Genomic DNA, 14,322 nt, shown 5'->3' on the forward strand with positions numbered 1-14,322 from the left:
GGCCGATCCGACCCCGGCTGCGCCACATAGATCGGGCGGAATGTGACGATCCTCTCTCGCCATTCGTGCTTGTTTGCGCTAAATCGCCGCAAGAGAGAGCGCAGGAGGCCCCCCATGAAATTCTTTGTCGATACCGCCGATGTTGCCGCCATTAAGGAACTCAATGACCTCGGCATGGTCGATGGTGTCACCACCAACCCGTCGCTGATCCTGAAATCGGGGCGCGATATTCTCGAGGTGACCAAGGAAATCTGCGACATGGTTTCGGGCCCGGTCTCGGCCGAGGTTGTCGCCACCGAGGCGAAGGAAATGATCGCCGAGGGGATGAAACTGGCCAAAATCGCCTCCAACATCGCCATCAAGGTGCCGCTGACCTGGGACGGCCTGACCGCGTGCAAGGCTTTCGCATCCGAAGGCCATATGGTCAACGTCACTCTGTGCTTCTCGCCCGCGCAGGCGATCTTGGCGGCGAAGGCCGGGGCGACCTTCATCAGCCCCTTTATCGGTCGGCTCGACGACATCAACCTTGATGGCGTGCAACTGATCGAAGACATCCGCACCATCTACGACAATTACGACTTCAAGACGGAAATCCTTGCCGCCTCGATCCGCTCGGTCAACCATATCACCGATGTGGCCCGCATCGGCGCGGATGTGATCACTGCCCCGCCCAGCGTCATCAAGGCGATGGCGAGCCATCCGCTGACCGATAAGGGGCTGGATCAGTTCTTGAAAGACTGGGCGAAAACCGGCCAGAAGATCGTCTGAAAACCGTGACATTTCGCACAAGGCCCGCTTTTTTAAGCGGGCCTTTACCGTATTTACCGGAAATTTAACCTGCAATTAACTAGAATCTGTGTCAATTTCTCCGGTAACCCGCTGACCAAGAGGCGAGCATGAGCGACACCGCATTTGCAACCGAACTCCGGACGAAGATCATCAACGACCCCGATGTGATCTTGGAAGATCATGACCTGATGCGCGCCCTGATCTCGGCGAATGAGCGCGCGATGGGCGCCAATATCGTCGATTTGCGCGGCGTGGCGATGGAACGGCTTGAGCGACGGCTTGACCGGCTGGAAGACACGCATCGTTCGGTGATTGCCGCCGCCTATGAAAACCTTGCCGGGACCAATCAGATCCATCGTGCGGTGCTGCGCATGCTGGACCCGACCGAATTTGAAAGCTTCCTGAAAAACCTTGGCACCGAAGTCGCCGATATTCTGCGCGTCGACAGTGTGAAGCTGGTGCTGGAAACGGAGCAGGATGCCGAAGATGCCGCACTGCGCCGTTTGGGCGACGTGCTGTGCGTCGCCGAGCCGGGCTTCGTGGAAGAATACATGCGCGCGGGCAAAGGCGGGCAGGCGCGTCCGGTGGTGCTGCGCCAGACCATGCCGCAAGCGGAAACGATCTATGGCGAGGCCTCGACCTGGGTCCGGTCCGAGGCGCTGATGCGGCTAGATCTGGGCGAAGGGCGTCTGCCCGGCATGCTGGTGATGGGGGCCGAAGACCCGCATCAGTTCAAACCCTCGCAAGGCACGGATCTTCTGGCCTTCTTTGCGGGTGTGTTTGAACGCGCGATGCGGCGCTGGTTGGCGTAAGATCATGGCGTTCGGTTTCTCTCCCGCTGCGGGCCTTGCGCTGGGCCGGTGGCTTGACCATCTGCGCGCGCTCAAGGGCGCCTCGCCGCATACGCTGACGGCTTACCGCAACGATGTGAGCGGCTTTCTGGGGTTCTTGCACCTGCATTACGGCGAAAGCCTTGGCATGGACCGGCTGGCGCAACTGACGCCTTCGGACATGCGTGCCTGGATGGCCTATGAACGCAATCGCGGCCTGTCGGGGCGGTCTTTGGCCCGGGCGCTTTCGGCGGTCAAAAGCTTCATGCGTTGGCTGGCGGATCGCGAGGGGTTCGACGCGACCCATGTGCTTGCCACCCGTGCGCCGAAATATCAACGCAAGCTGCCGCGCCCCTTGGCCGAGGATGCCGCGCAAGCGGTGATCGAACAGGTCGAATTGCAAGCCTCTGAACCGTGGATCGCCGCGCGCGACGTGGCGGTGATGACACTGCTTTATGGCTGCGGTCTGCGGATCTCGGAAGCCTTGGCGCTCGAAGGGGCCGATGTGCCGCTGCCCGAAGTGCTGCGCATTCGCGGCAAGGGCGACAAAGAACGGCTGGTGCCGGTGTTGCCTGCCGCGCGTGATGCGATGAATGAATATCTGCGGCTGTGCCCCTTTGTGCCTGCGCCGTGGGAACCGGTTTTCCGGGGCAGCCGCGGCGGGGCCCTGAGCCCACGCATCGTGGCGAAAACCATGGAACGCGCCCGCGCCGCGCTGGGCCTGCCCGCTTCGGCCACCCCGCATGCTTTGCGCCACAGCTTTGCGACGCATCTTTTGTCAGCCGGGGGCGATCTGCGCGCGATCCAAGAGCTTTTGGGCCATGCGAGCCTTGCCACGACACAAGTCTATACAGCGGTGGATGCCGCGCGGCTGATGGAGGTCTATCAGGCGGCCCATCCGCGCGCCTGACGCCATAACCCGCTAAAATCCGGGCCTTTTCAAACCAAGGTTTATGGGGCGAAAGGGCCGCTGGCAAGAAACCGTTCATCACATGAGACGAGCCTTTAGGCACGTTGTCATCCAGAAAGGATCATGTGATGAACGTTTCTTCGCTTAGCTCACTGTCGGCCTATTCCGGCAGTTCGGCGCTGTCGCTTATGCAGCAAAGCAGCGCCGCCAATAGTGCCTCGGGCACTGCCAATACGCAGGAAACCGAGGCAAGCCGTCCGCCACCCCCACCTCCGCCGCCGCCCGCCTCAACCTCGGGCGGGGCAGAGGCGCAATCGTTGTTCGAGGCGCTGGCCAGCAATGATGACGCCGATGGCGATGGCTTGCTTTCGGAAGAAGAAGTCGCCGCAAGCCCGGTGGCCGATCTCTTGTCGGAACAGTTCGCCAGTATCGACAGCGATGCTGACGGTCTGCTGAGCCAGACCGAGGTCGATACGGCAGAAGCCGAAAGTCGTTCGGGGTCGATGGGGGGGCCCGGTGGTCCGGGCGGCCCCGGGGGACCGCCGCCCTCTGGCCCGCCTCCGGGAGAAGAGAGTGAGACCGATATCACCTCGCTTTTCGAAGCCCTGTCGGAGAATGATGATACCGATGGGGATGGGCTCTTGTCGGCCGAAGAAATCGCCGCAAGCCCGGTGGCCGATCTTTTGTCGGCGCAGTTCTCCAGCATCGACAGCGATGGCGATGGCCTGCTGAGTCAGTCGGAGGTCGATATGGCAGAAGCCGCATCGCGCGAACAGGGCATGATGGGGGAAATGGGCGCGCAAGGCAGTATGCCGCCGCCGCCTCCGGGCCCGCCGCCGGGTGAGGCTGCCCAAAGTGGCGGTGGCACCGGGACCAGTGCCGAAGCCACGGCGCAGTCGCTCTATGAGTCGCTGTTTGACGCGCTTTCGGCACAGGAAAGCACCACGGATACCGTGTCGCTTGACCGTGATCTGGCCAGCCAGTTCATGTCGCTTCTGCAGGAAATCTCCTGATCTTTGCGCGGGCCGGGATAGCCCCGGCCCGCATCCCCTGCGGCAGCTTCTTAAAAACCGTTCGAAATACGCTGGATTCGGCCCCCTCTCGGTAAGGCGCTGTTCACGCGTATCGTGCAGGTTGGCCGCAGTCGCGCCCGCCCCTCTGGCGCGCAGAAGAAGCCGCACCGAAGGAGTTCTTGATGGACCTGCCCCAACTTTCGGGTCTTTCCCCGCAAGCCGCCCCGGCCACGCATCCGGCCTCGGCCCCCGCGCCACAGGCCGCCGGGCGGGCCGAAGCTTTTGAAAGCCTTGTCGCAGCCCCCGGTGGGGCCACGGTCGAGGCGTTGTTTCAAGCTTTCGTCGTGCCCGAAGGGGGCGCCGTCGCGCCGTTGGGGGCGCAGGCCCCGGCTGCCCCGGTGCAGGCAGTTTCGGCCAGTGCGCCAAGCTTGACCGAGTCGCTTTTCGCCGCCTTCCATGCCCCGGCAGAGGGGCTGTAGAGCCCGGTTCCCGTGCTTGGCGCTGCCTTTGCGCGCGCGCAGCGTCTGACGAATTTTCAAATAGCGTGAAATGCGGGGCCGCTATGCGCCCGGCTCGGGTTGCACCATAGAAACGTTTCCGGCAGGAAGGGCGCATGGATATACGTCTTAAAGCCCTTTCGGTTCACTTGTTCACCGCCACCGGCGCTGTGCTGTCGATGCTTGCCATGCTGGCTGCGGTCGAAGAACAATGGTCACTCATGTTCCTTTGGCTGGTGGTCGCGCTGGTTGTCGACGGGATCGATGGTCCCTTGGCGCGCCGCTATGATGTCAAAGCCAACTGCCCTACCTATGACGGGGTTTTGATGGATTTGATCATCGATTACCTGACCTATGTGTTCATTCCCGCCTATGCGCTGTTCAAATCGGGGCTGTTGCCGGGCTGGACGGGGTGGCTTGCGATCATCGTCATCACCTATGCCAGCGTGGTCTATTTCTCTGACACGCGGATGAAGACCAAGGATTGCTCTTTTTGGGGCTTTCCGGGGTGCTGGAATATGGTGGTGCTGGTGCTGTTTGCGCTCAGCCCCGGCTATTGGGTGACGCTGGGGGTTGTACTGGCGCTGACCTTGGCGATGTTCTTGCCGCTGAAGTTCATTCACCCGGTGCGTACGGCGCGCTGGCGGCCGCTGTCGCTGACGGTTGCGCTTTTGTGGACGGCCTTTGCCGCCCGCGCCGCTTGGGTCGATTTTGACGAGGGCAACTGGGCGCACTGGGGCTTGGCTATCACCTCGGTCTATTTGCTGGTGGTCGGCGTCTTGCAGCAGATCATCCCGGAACGGAACGCGGCCTAAGCCAAACGCGAGATGCAAAAGAAAAGGGCGCCCAAAGGCGCCCTTTCTTATTTGCTTCTTGGCAGGTTAGCCCAGCACATCGTTGCAGCGCTTACAGGTGTGCGGATGCGCATGGCTGCCCACATCGGGCAGGATCTTCCAGCAACGCTCGCATTTCTCGCCCTCGGCGGTTTCAAACACCACTGCGATGCCCGGCACTTCGGGCAGGCGGAAGGCTTCCGAGGGGGCCGCATCAGTGGTGAGCGACAGATCCGAGGTGATGCAGATATCGGCGAAATCGACCGATTTCAGCACCGCTTCCAGCGCCGCGTCTTCGACATGCACGACCGGCGCGGCCTCAAGGCTGGCCCCGATCACCTTGGCCGTGCGCTGCACCTCCAGCGCAGCGGTCACGGCGCGGCGGGCACGGCGGATGCTGTCCCATTTCGCGGCCAGTTCCGGCGCGCGCCAGCTTGCGGGCGTTTCGGCGAAGTCTTCCAGATGGACCGAGTTTGCCTCGCCGGGGAAGCGGCTCAGCCAGACATCTTCCATCGTGAAGGGCAGCATCGGCGCGAGCCATTTTGTCAGCCGGTGGAACAACAGGTCCAGCACCGTGCGCGCGGCGCGGCGGCGCAGGCTGTCGGCCCCGTCGCAATAAAGCGCATCCTTGCGGATATCGAAATAGAAGGCCGACAATTCCACCGTGCAGAAGGTGAACAGCGTCTGGAACACGCCTTGGAAATCGTACGCCGTGTAGCCCGTGCGGACCGTTTCATCCAATTCGGCCAAGCGGTGCAGCACCCAGCGTTCCAGCTCGGGCATCTCTTCCGCGGGCACGGCTTCCGCTTCGCTATAGCCCGCAAGCGCGCCCAGCATGAAGCGCAGCGTGTTGCGCAGGCGGCGGTAGCTGTCGGCGGTGCCTTTCAGGATTTCTTTGCCGATCCGCAGATCGACCGTGTAATCCGATTGCGCCACCCAAAGCCGCAGAATGTCGGCGCCATATTGGCCGATCACATCGGCGGGCGCGACGGTGTTGCCGAGCGATTTGGACATTTTCATGCCCTTTTCGTCCAGCGTGAAGCCGTGGGTCAGCACGCCCCGATAGGGCGCGCGGCCCTTGGTGGCGCAGGCTTGCAGCATCGAGGAATGGAACCAGCCGCGGTGTTGGTCGGTGCCTTCCAGATAAAGGTCCGCGATCCCGTCTTCGGTGCCATCTTCGCGGTCGCGCAGCACAAAGGCATGGGTCGAGCCGGAGTCGAACCACACATCCAGCACGTCGAAGACTTGGGTGTAATCGTCGGGGTTGACGACATTGCCCAGCACCTTTTCCTTGAAGCCCTCGGTATACCAGACATCGGCCCCGTCTTGTTCAAAGGCGGCGGCGATGCGGGCGTTCACTTCCGGGTCGCGCAGCAGGAAATCGGGATCGGTGGGTTTTGCGCCTTTTTTGGTGAAGCAGGTCAGCGGCACACCCCAAGCGCGTTGGCGCGACAGCACCCAATCCGGGCGCGATTCGATCATCGAATAAAGCCGGTTGCGCCCGGTCGCCGGGGTCCATTGCACCAGTTCGTCGATGGATTTGAGCGCGCGGGCGCGGATCGTGTCGCCATAGGTGCCCATCCCGTCATCGAGTTTTTCATCGATGGCAGCAAACCATTGCGGCGTGTTGCGGAAAATGAGCGGCGCTTTGGAACGCCACGAATGCGGGTAGGAGTGTTTCAGCTTGCCCTTAGCCAACAGCGCGCCTTGGGCGTGCAGCGCCTTGATGTTGGACACGTTCGCCGGGCCTTCCTTACCATCCGGCTGGATGATCGTTTGCCCGCCAAAGACCGGCAGATCCGCACGATAGGACCCATCAGGCTCGACGTTATAGGTCATCGGCAGGCCGAATTTCAGGCCAAGCTGATAGTCGTCATCGCCGTGGCTCGGCGCGGTATGCACAAAGCCCGTGCCCGCATCATCGGTCACGTGATCGCCCGGCAGCATCGGCACGTCGAAGTCCCATTCGCCATTGCCGCCCTCGATGCTGGCATAGGGGTGGGCCAACTGCACGCCTTCAAATTCCGAAACCGGCACATCGCGCAACCGGCGATACATCGTTTCATCCAGCTTGGCAGCAGCCATGACTTGCGCGGCCAAAGCATCGGCCAGCACAAGGCATTCGCCGATCACGGCGGTGCTGTTTTCGGGGCGACCCGTCACCTCGTAGAGCCCATAGGCGATGTCTGGCCCATAGGCGACGGCGCGGTTTTGCGGGATCGTCCAAGGCGTGGTGGTCCAGATCACCACCTTTGCGCCATCGAGCCCCTTGCGCGATTGGAACCGCACCCAGATCGTGTGGCTGGTGTGGTCGTGGTATTCCACTTCCGCCTCGGCCAGCGCGGTCTTTTCCACCGGCGACCACATCACAGGTTTGGAGCCTTGATAGAGCGTGCCGTTCATCAAAAGCTTCATGAACTCTTCCGCGATCACCGCTTCCGAGTGGTAATCCATCGTCAGATAGGGCTTTTCCCATTTACCGGTGATGCCAAGGCGTTTGAATTCCTCGCGCTGGATGTCGATCCAGCCTTCGGCAAAGCGGCGGCATTCCTGGCGGAAGGCGACGGTATCCACGTCGTCTTTGTTCAGCCCTTTGGCGCGGTATTGTTCTTCGATTTTCCATTCGATCGGCAGGCCGTGGCAATCCCAGCCGGGCACATAGCGGCTGTCTTTGCCCATCATCTGCTGGCTGCGCACGATGAAATCTTTCAGGATCTTATTCAGCGCATGGCCGATGTGCAGATGCCCATTGGCGTAGGGCGGGCCATCATGCAGCACGAAAGAGGGACGCCCCTCTTTTTCGCGCAGCCGGTCATAAATGCCGATCTTTTCCCAACGCGCAAGCCAGTCAGGCTCGCGCGTGGGCAGGTTCGCGCGCATCGGAAAGTCGGTTTCGGGCAGAAAGACAGTGTCGCGGTAATCGACGGTATTTTCGGGCGTGTCGGCGCTCATCTCATATCCATTCAGGCTGGAGGGGGCGCGGCGTGCGCCCGGGGCTGGCTCATAGTGTCCCGGCAACCCTGACGCGTCAGAGCGCCGGGCCGGTAATTCGATGTATGAAGCAAAGCCCGGTCATGGGCGCGTTATAGGCGCGCGCTAAAGGGCGGGCAAGCGCGAAGCGGGCCACAGTGCCTTGCCATCACGGGCAAAAAGACGATGAATTGGGGCAAAGGGGGGCATGGCGCATGGAAAAGCCGGAAATGACCGATCTTTTCGTGATCGGCGGCGGGGTGAACGGATGCGGTATTGCCCGCGATGCGGCTGGCCGGGGGCTGTCTGTCACGCTGGCCGAACAGGGCGATCTGGCGCAGGGCACGTCTTCGGCTTCGTCCAAGCTATTTCACGGCGGGCTGCGCTATCTGGAATATCTTGATTTCAAACTGGTGCGCGAGGCTTTGGCCGAACGCGAGCTGCTTTTGAAGGCGATGCCGCATATCGCCTTTCCGATGCGGTTCGTGCTGCCATACGACCCCGAGATGCGGTTTGAAAAAGGTTCGCCTGTCAGCAAATGGTTGGGGCGGGTCGCACCGTGGTGGCGTGGGCGGCGCCCGGCATGGCTGATCCGGCTGGGCCTTTTTATCTATGATCATCTAGGCGGCAAACAGGATCTGCCGCGCACGCAAAAGCTGGACCTGCGCAAAGGCAAGGCCAGCCGCAAGCAGGAAAGCTGGGGGCTGAAGCCGCGCTTTCGCAAGGGGTGGGAATATTCCGATGCCTGGGTCGATGATGCGCGGCTTGTGGTGCTGAATGCCCGCGATGCGGCGGCGCGCGGCGCCCAGGTTCTGACCCGCACCAAAGTGGTGGCGGCGCAGCGGCAGGGTGATCATTGGAAGATCATCACCGAGGGGCCGATGGGGCAAGTGACCCACCGGGCTAAAGCGCTGGTGAATGCGGCGGGGCCGTGGGTCGACGCGGTCATGCACGGCCCGCTTGCGCGACAAGGGGCGGGGCATGTGCGGTTGGTGCGCGGGGCGCATATCGTGACCAACCGGCTGTTCGCCCATGACCGCGCGCTGTTTTTGCAAGCGCCAGATGGGCGGATCATCTTCTTGCTGCCGTTTGAGCGCGATTTCACCCTGATCGGCACGACCGAGGTCGCGCAGGCCACCGCGCCCGAAACCGCAACCTGCACCGAGGCCGAGCGCGATTACTTGATCGCTTTCGCGAACCATTACCTTGCGACACCGATCATAGCCAAAGATGTGGTGTGGTCCTTTGCTGGGGTGCGCCCGCTTTATGAAGACGGTGCCGCCTCGGCGACGGCGGCCACGCGCGATTATGTGCTGGCGCTTGATGGCGAAGGCGCCCCGCTTCTGACGATCTATGGCGGCAAGATCACCACCTATCGCCATTTGGCACAAGCGGCGGTGGACAAGCTTGCCCCGCATTTCCCGGCCGCCAAACCGGCATGGACCGCAGGCGCGGCGCTGCCCGGCGGCGATTTCGGCTATGGGGCGCGGGCGCTCGCTGAACGGCTTCGGGTGCGGTATCGTTTCTTGGGCGAGGCGCGCGCTTTGCGGATGGCCCATGCCTATGGCACCGATGCCTTTGAGCTTCTGGGCACGGCGACCCGTGCCCCCGACCTGGGCCGCGATTTCGGCGCGGGCCTGACCGAGGCGGAACTGCGCTGGCTCATGACCCGCGAATGGGCGCAGACGGTCGATGATGTGCTTTGGCGGCGCACGAAACTGGGGCTGCGCATGACAGATGAACAGGTGGCCGCGCTGCAGGCGTGGATGCAGCAGACACAACATTAGGGGGCGGCGATGACGCATATTCTGGCGATCGATCAGGGCACCACCTCGACGCGGGCGATCATCTTTGATGCCGGGCTGCGCGTGATTGCCACGGCGCAAGAGGAATTTCCACAAATCTATCCGGCGCCGGGCTGGGTGGAGCATGATCCCGAAGGGATCTGGCAAACCGTGCTGTCGACCGTGCGCGGTGTGCTCTCCAAGGCGGGGCTTGTGGCCAGCGATATTGCTGCGCTGGGCATCACCAACCAACGCGAAACCACGGTGATCTGGGATCGCGCGACCGGCGCGCCAATCCATAACGCGATTGTCTGGCAAGACCGGCGCACCGCCGAAACCTGTGCCACCCTGCGCGCCAACGGGCAAGAGCCACGCATCAGTGCAACGACCGGGCTGCTGCTGGACCCGTATTTCTCGGCCACCAAGGTGTCTTGGCTTTTGGATCACGTCCCCGGCGCGCGGGAACGGGCTTTGCGCGGCGCCTTGGCCTTTGGCACCATCGACAGTTTCCTGATCTGGCGTCTGACAGGGGGCAAACGGCATCTGACCGATGCCACCAATGCCGCGCGCACGTTGCTGTACGACATCGGCGCGAATGCATGGGACGACGAGATTTGCGCGCTTTTGAACCTGCCGACAAACCTGTTGCCCGAGGTGAAAGATTGCGCTGCCGACTTTGGGGTGACCGATCCATCGCTTTTCGGGGCGGAAATCCCGATCCTCGGCGTGGCAGGCGATCAACAGGCCGCCACGGTCGGACAGGCCTGTTTTACGCCCGGGATGCTTAAATCCACCTATGGCACGGGCTGCTTTGCGCTGTTGAACACCGGGGGCGAGCGGGTGGCCTCGCAAAATCGGTTGCTCACCACCATTGCTTACAGGCTGAATGGCGAAACCACCTATGCGCTGGAAGGCTCGATCTTCATTGCGGGCGCGGTGGTGCAATGGTTGCGCGACGGGCTGAAGATCATTGGCCATGCCGCCGAAACCCAACCTTTGGCAGAGGCGGCGGATGCCGCGCAGGGGTTGGTGCTGGTGCCTGCCTTCACCGGGCTGGGCGCGCCCTATTGGAGCCCCGAATGCCGTGGCGCGATCTTTGGGCTGACGCGCAATTCGGGGCCTGCGGAATTTGCGCGCGCCGCGCTTGAAAGCGTCGGGCTGCAAACCCGCGATCTGCTGGAGGCCATGCGGTCCGATTGGGGCACCGCAGCCGAGGGTGTCTTGCGTGTCGATGGCGGCATGGTGGCCAGTGATTGGACGATGCAGTTTCTGGCCGATATTTTGGGCGCGCCGGTCGACCGGCCTGTGGTGACCGAAACCACCGCTTTGGGCGCGGCCTATCTGGCGGGCCTACAGGCAGGCATTTGCCCGCCGCCCGCCGAATTTGCCGAAAGCTGGGCCTTGGAGCGGCGCTTTTCGCCGCAAATGCCGCGCGCGGAGCGCAATGCCAAATATGCCCGCTGGCAGCGCGCGGTGCAGGCGGCGATGACGGTCTAGACGTCTTGCGGTTGAATTGATCTTGGCGGCGCAATGGCTTACGCTGCTATGCAGCAAGGGGGAATGCGATGCGCGAACCGACTGAAAAACCGATTGAAATGCCGGGGCCCGAAGCGGTCGCGGCCTTGTTCACCGGGGCCGACGGAAGCTATCGCTTCGCCCGCTGGGGGCGGCCCATCGTGCCCATCGTTTTTGGGGTGGATGCGGCGACGCTGGCCATCGTCAAAGGGGCGACCGAGGCGGTGGTGGCCATGGCAGGCGCGCGCATGGCCGAAACCGATATGGAAATCGGCGCGAACCTGATGATCTTTTTCTTCCGCGACTGGCAGGAGTTGCTTGAGGTGCCAAACCTCGATCAGATGATCGACGGGCTGCAAGATATCGTCGCGCGGCTGGATGATCTGGGGGCCTCGCAATACCGTACATTCCGGTTCGACCAAGAGGGCGCGATCCGGGCTTGTTTCTGCTTTATCCGCATGGACCCGGCATTGGACGAGGTGCCCGCCGATACGATCGCGCTTAATCAGGCGGTGCAGATGATCCTGACTTGGGGCGAAAAGGCCTTTGCCACCCAAGCGCCGCTGGCGCAGGCGCAAGGCGTGGCAGTGGTGCGCCCGGAAATCGCCGCGGTGATCCGCGCAGCCTATGACCCGGTGATGCCTGCCGTCGCAACTGATCCAAGCCATGCGCTGCGGCTGGCGGCGCGTATGGCCGTGAATGGGGGGGCACAGGCATGACCCACAAGTTTTCGATCCGCGTCTATTACGAAGATACCGACCTTGCGGGCATCGTCTATTACGCCAATTACCTGAAATTCATCGAACGCGGCCGGTCCGAATGGGTCCGCGCGTTGGGCCTTGACCAAGTGGCGATGAAGCGCGATCACGGGATGGTGTTCGCCGTGCGCCGGGTGGAGGCGGACTACCTCAAACCCGCGAAATTCGATGACGAGCTGACCGTCACCACCGCGCTTTTGGCCGAAACAGGCGCGCGTTTGGTTCTGGAACAAGCGGTTTGGCGCGGCGCCGAAAAGCTGTTTTCCGCCCATGTGACGCTGGTTTGCCTGAATGAAGCCGGCGCGGCGGCGCGGCTTCCCGCCGATGTGCGGCACAAAATATCCCCTTCGGTGCATTAATACGGCCAAAGCGCCGCTTTGCGGGGGCAAATGACGTAGTTGTTATGGCGCGGGCCCTCAATATCCGGTAGAGTCATTGCTAATGAGGCCCGATAACGCGGCCCGTATGAGAGCAGTGACCATGGACCAGCAAACCCTTGCGATGGCGCAGGAGATGGATTTCTCTTTGCTTGCGCTTTTTCTGCGCGCCTCGCTGACCGTCAAACTTGTTATGATCGTGCTTACCTTGGCCAGCTTCTGGTCGTGGTCGATCATGATCCGCAAATATATCACCTTCCGTGCGGCGCGCGCCGAGGCCGAGGCCTTTGACCGCGCCTTTTGGTCGGGCGAGCCGCTCGATGAGCTTTTCGACCAGATCGGCCCCGCGCCGGAGGGGGCGTCGCAGCGCATCTTTGCCGCCGGCATGATGGAATGGCGCCGCAGCCATCGCCATGACGGTGAACTCATCACCGGCGCGCAGGCGCGGATCGAACGCTCGATGGATGTGGCGATCGCGAAAGAGGGCGAGGCGCTGAACGCGGGCCTCAGCTTCTTGGCCACGGTGGGCTCCACCGCGCCCTTCATCGGCCTGTTTGGCACGGTTTGGGGGATCAAGGTCGCCTTCGAGGAGATCGCGATTTCGCAAAACACCTCGCTTGCCGTCGTGGCGCCGGGCATTTCCGAAGCTTTGGTGGCGACCGCCATCGGCCTTGTGGCCGCAATTCCGGCCGTGGTCGCCTATAACAAGTTTTCGTCGGATGCCGACAAGATCACCTCGGGCTATGAGGCCTTTGCCGATGAATTCTCCACCATCTTGTCGCGCCAGTTGGACGCCTGATCCATGGGCGCGGGGGTGATGAAAAAGCACGGCGGCGCTGCGCGGCGTCGCCGGGGTGGCAAGGGCAAACATGCTGTCATGGCAGAAATCAACGTCACCCCGATGGTGGATGTGATGCTGGTGCTGCTGATCATTTTCATGGTGGCAGCCCCGATGATGACGGTGGGGGTGCCGCTCGAACTGCCGAAGACGGCGGCCAAGGCGGTGCCGACGGAACAAGAAGAGCCTCTGGCAGTGTCATTGGAGCTGGATGGCACGGTGTCGCTGATGAACAGCGATGTGCCCGAGGAGGAGCTTGTCGACCGGTTGCGCGCGATTGCGGCGGAACGCGACAGCACCAAGGTCTATCTGCGCGCCGATGGCGGCATCGAATATGCGCGCGTTGTGCAGGTGATGGGGGCGCTCAATGCGGGCGGCTTCAATGACATTATTCTTGTCACCGATCCGGGCGGGCCGAGTTTGACGGGCAACGCTGCGGCGGGGAACTGAGGCGCATCATGCGCATGGATCGGGCGGAACGGATCGGCACCTGGGTTTCGGCGGCGCTGCATATTGCGGTGATCGCTTGGGCCGTGATTGGCACATCGTTGATCAAGCCCAAACCCACAGAGCCGGTAGAGATTACGCCTGCCGGGATGATTTCGGAGGCGGAATTCGCCGCCCTGCAGGCCGCTGCCCCGGCCCCGGGCGCTGCGCCCGCGCAACCCGAAACCACGCCCGAGGCCGACATTGCCCCCGATGCGCCTCTGCCCGAGGCCGTGCCGGAAACCCCGCCCGCGCCCGAACCGCCGCCCGCTCCCGAGGCGGACCCGGCCCCCGATATGACCGACCTGACCACCCCCGCGCCGCCCACCGAGGTGACGGAGGTGCCGCCCTCGATGATGCCGCCGGTGCAAGAGCCGCAAGATACCGAAGCGCCGGAATTTTCGCCGCGTCCGCGGCCGAAACCGGCAAGCCGTGTGGCTCCCACGCCGTCCGAGGCGCCCGAGCCTGATGCGCGAGTCTCGCCCACCGCAGTGGCGGAAACCCGCCCCGACCCCGAGGCCGAACCCGATACGCCGCAAGAAGAGCCGACCGAAGAGGCGGCGCCGCCCGAAGCCACGACCGAGATCGTGACCGAGGCGACCGAGACAGAGAAACGCGCCACCACCTCTGCGCCGCGCACTTCGCCGCGTCCGCGGGCCAAACCGCCGGTGCCGCGCCCCGCGCCGGTGGAAACCGCGCGCCCGGCCCCGACGACCCCGGCC

General features: G+C 62.9%; 13 protein-coding genes and 1 pseudogene. 13 read left to right on the forward strand and 1 reads right to left on the reverse strand.

From position 1 onward, the window contains the following. Positions 1-114 precede the first annotated feature (114 nt). The 6 genes from fsa (at position 115) to CKO11_RS09005 (ending at position 4,854) form a co-directional block, all read left to right on the forward strand. Positions 115-768, forward strand: coding sequence for a fructose-6-phosphate aldolase (gene fsa, locus CKO11_RS08980; protein WP_223636820.1), 654 nt, complete (start codon positions 115-117; stop codon positions 766-768). Between the two features lie 128 nt (positions 769-896). Beyond that, the gene (locus CKO11_RS08985) at positions 897-1,601 is read left to right on the forward strand and encodes a DUF484 family protein (RefSeq protein WP_223636822.1); all 705 of its coding nucleotides are present in this window, start codon (positions 897-899) and stop codon (positions 1,599-1,601) included. 4 nt (positions 1,602-1,605) lie between these two features. Further along, positions 1,606-2,529, forward strand: coding sequence for a tyrosine recombinase XerC (locus CKO11_RS08990; protein WP_223636825.1), 924 nt, complete (start codon positions 1,606-1,608; stop codon positions 2,527-2,529). A 128-nt stretch (positions 2,530-2,657) separates the two neighbouring features. Next, a complete protein-coding gene (locus CKO11_RS08995; protein WP_223636828.1) occupies positions 2,658-3,542 on the forward strand; it encodes a hypothetical protein in 885 nt (294 codons plus the stop codon). Between the two features lie 182 nt (positions 3,543-3,724). After that, complete coding sequence (locus CKO11_RS09000) at positions 3,725-4,021, forward strand: hypothetical protein (RefSeq protein WP_223636831.1); 297 nt, start codon at positions 3,725-3,727, stop codon at positions 4,019-4,021. A gap of 134 nt (positions 4,022-4,155) precedes the next feature. Continuing rightward, the gene (locus tag CKO11_RS09005) at positions 4,156-4,854 is read left to right on the forward strand and encodes a CDP-alcohol phosphatidyltransferase family protein (RefSeq protein ID WP_223636834.1); all 699 of its coding nucleotides are present in this window, start codon (positions 4,156-4,158) and stop codon (positions 4,852-4,854) included. Between the two features lie 66 nt (positions 4,855-4,920). Here CKO11_RS09005 and ileS read toward each other — a convergent pair whose 3' ends face one another. Then, positions 4,921-7,824, reverse strand: coding sequence for an isoleucine--tRNA ligase (gene ileS, locus CKO11_RS09010; RefSeq protein ID WP_223636850.1), 2,904 nt, complete (start codon positions 7,822-7,824; stop codon positions 4,921-4,923). 248 nt (positions 7,825-8,072) lie between these two features. On the opposite strand from ileS, the gene glpD reads away from it, so the two are divergent. The 7 genes and pseudogenes from glpD to CKO11_RS09045 all read left to right on the forward strand — a co-directional run. Further along, on the forward strand, positions 8,073-9,629 hold the full coding sequence (gene glpD / locus CKO11_RS09015) for a glycerol-3-phosphate dehydrogenase (RefSeq protein ID WP_263298432.1): 1,557 nt from the start codon (positions 8,073-8,075) through the stop codon (positions 9,627-9,629). Between the two features lie 9 nt (positions 9,630-9,638). Continuing rightward, positions 9,639-11,123, forward strand: a complete 1,485-nt coding sequence (glpK, locus tag CKO11_RS09020) for a glycerol kinase GlpK (RefSeq protein WP_223636857.1) — start codon at positions 9,639-9,641, stop codon at positions 11,121-11,123. Between the two features lie 68 nt (positions 11,124-11,191). Beyond that, entirely contained in the window at positions 11,192-11,860 is a 669-nt protein-coding gene (locus tag CKO11_RS09025) for a hypothetical protein (RefSeq protein WP_223636860.1), read from the forward strand. Beyond that, positions 11,857-12,258 (forward strand): tol-pal system-associated acyl-CoA thioesterase, encoded by a 402-nt coding sequence (gene ybgC, locus CKO11_RS09030; protein WP_223636863.1) that lies wholly within the window; start codon positions 11,857-11,859, stop codon positions 12,256-12,258. The genes CKO11_RS09025 and ybgC overlap by 4 nt, the downstream gene beginning before the upstream one ends. Before the next feature lie 121 nt (positions 12,259-12,379). Beyond that, on the forward strand, positions 12,380-13,075 hold the full coding sequence (tolQ, locus tag CKO11_RS09035) for a protein TolQ (RefSeq protein WP_223636866.1): 696 nt from the start codon (positions 12,380-12,382) through the stop codon (positions 13,073-13,075). 3 nt (positions 13,076-13,078) lie between these two features. After that, a complete protein-coding gene (locus tag CKO11_RS09040) occupies positions 13,079-13,564 on the forward strand; it encodes an ExbD/TolR family protein (protein WP_223636869.1) in 486 nt (161 codons plus the stop codon). Between the two features lie 8 nt (positions 13,565-13,572). Next, positions 13,573-14,322, forward strand: a pseudogene (locus CKO11_RS09045) (hypothetical protein); the annotation flags it as partial.

The sequence above is a fragment of the Rhodobacter sp. TJ_12 genome (genome assembly GCF_020023995.1).
GTDB lineage: Bacteria > Pseudomonadota > Alphaproteobacteria > Rhodobacterales > Rhodobacteraceae > Rhodobacter.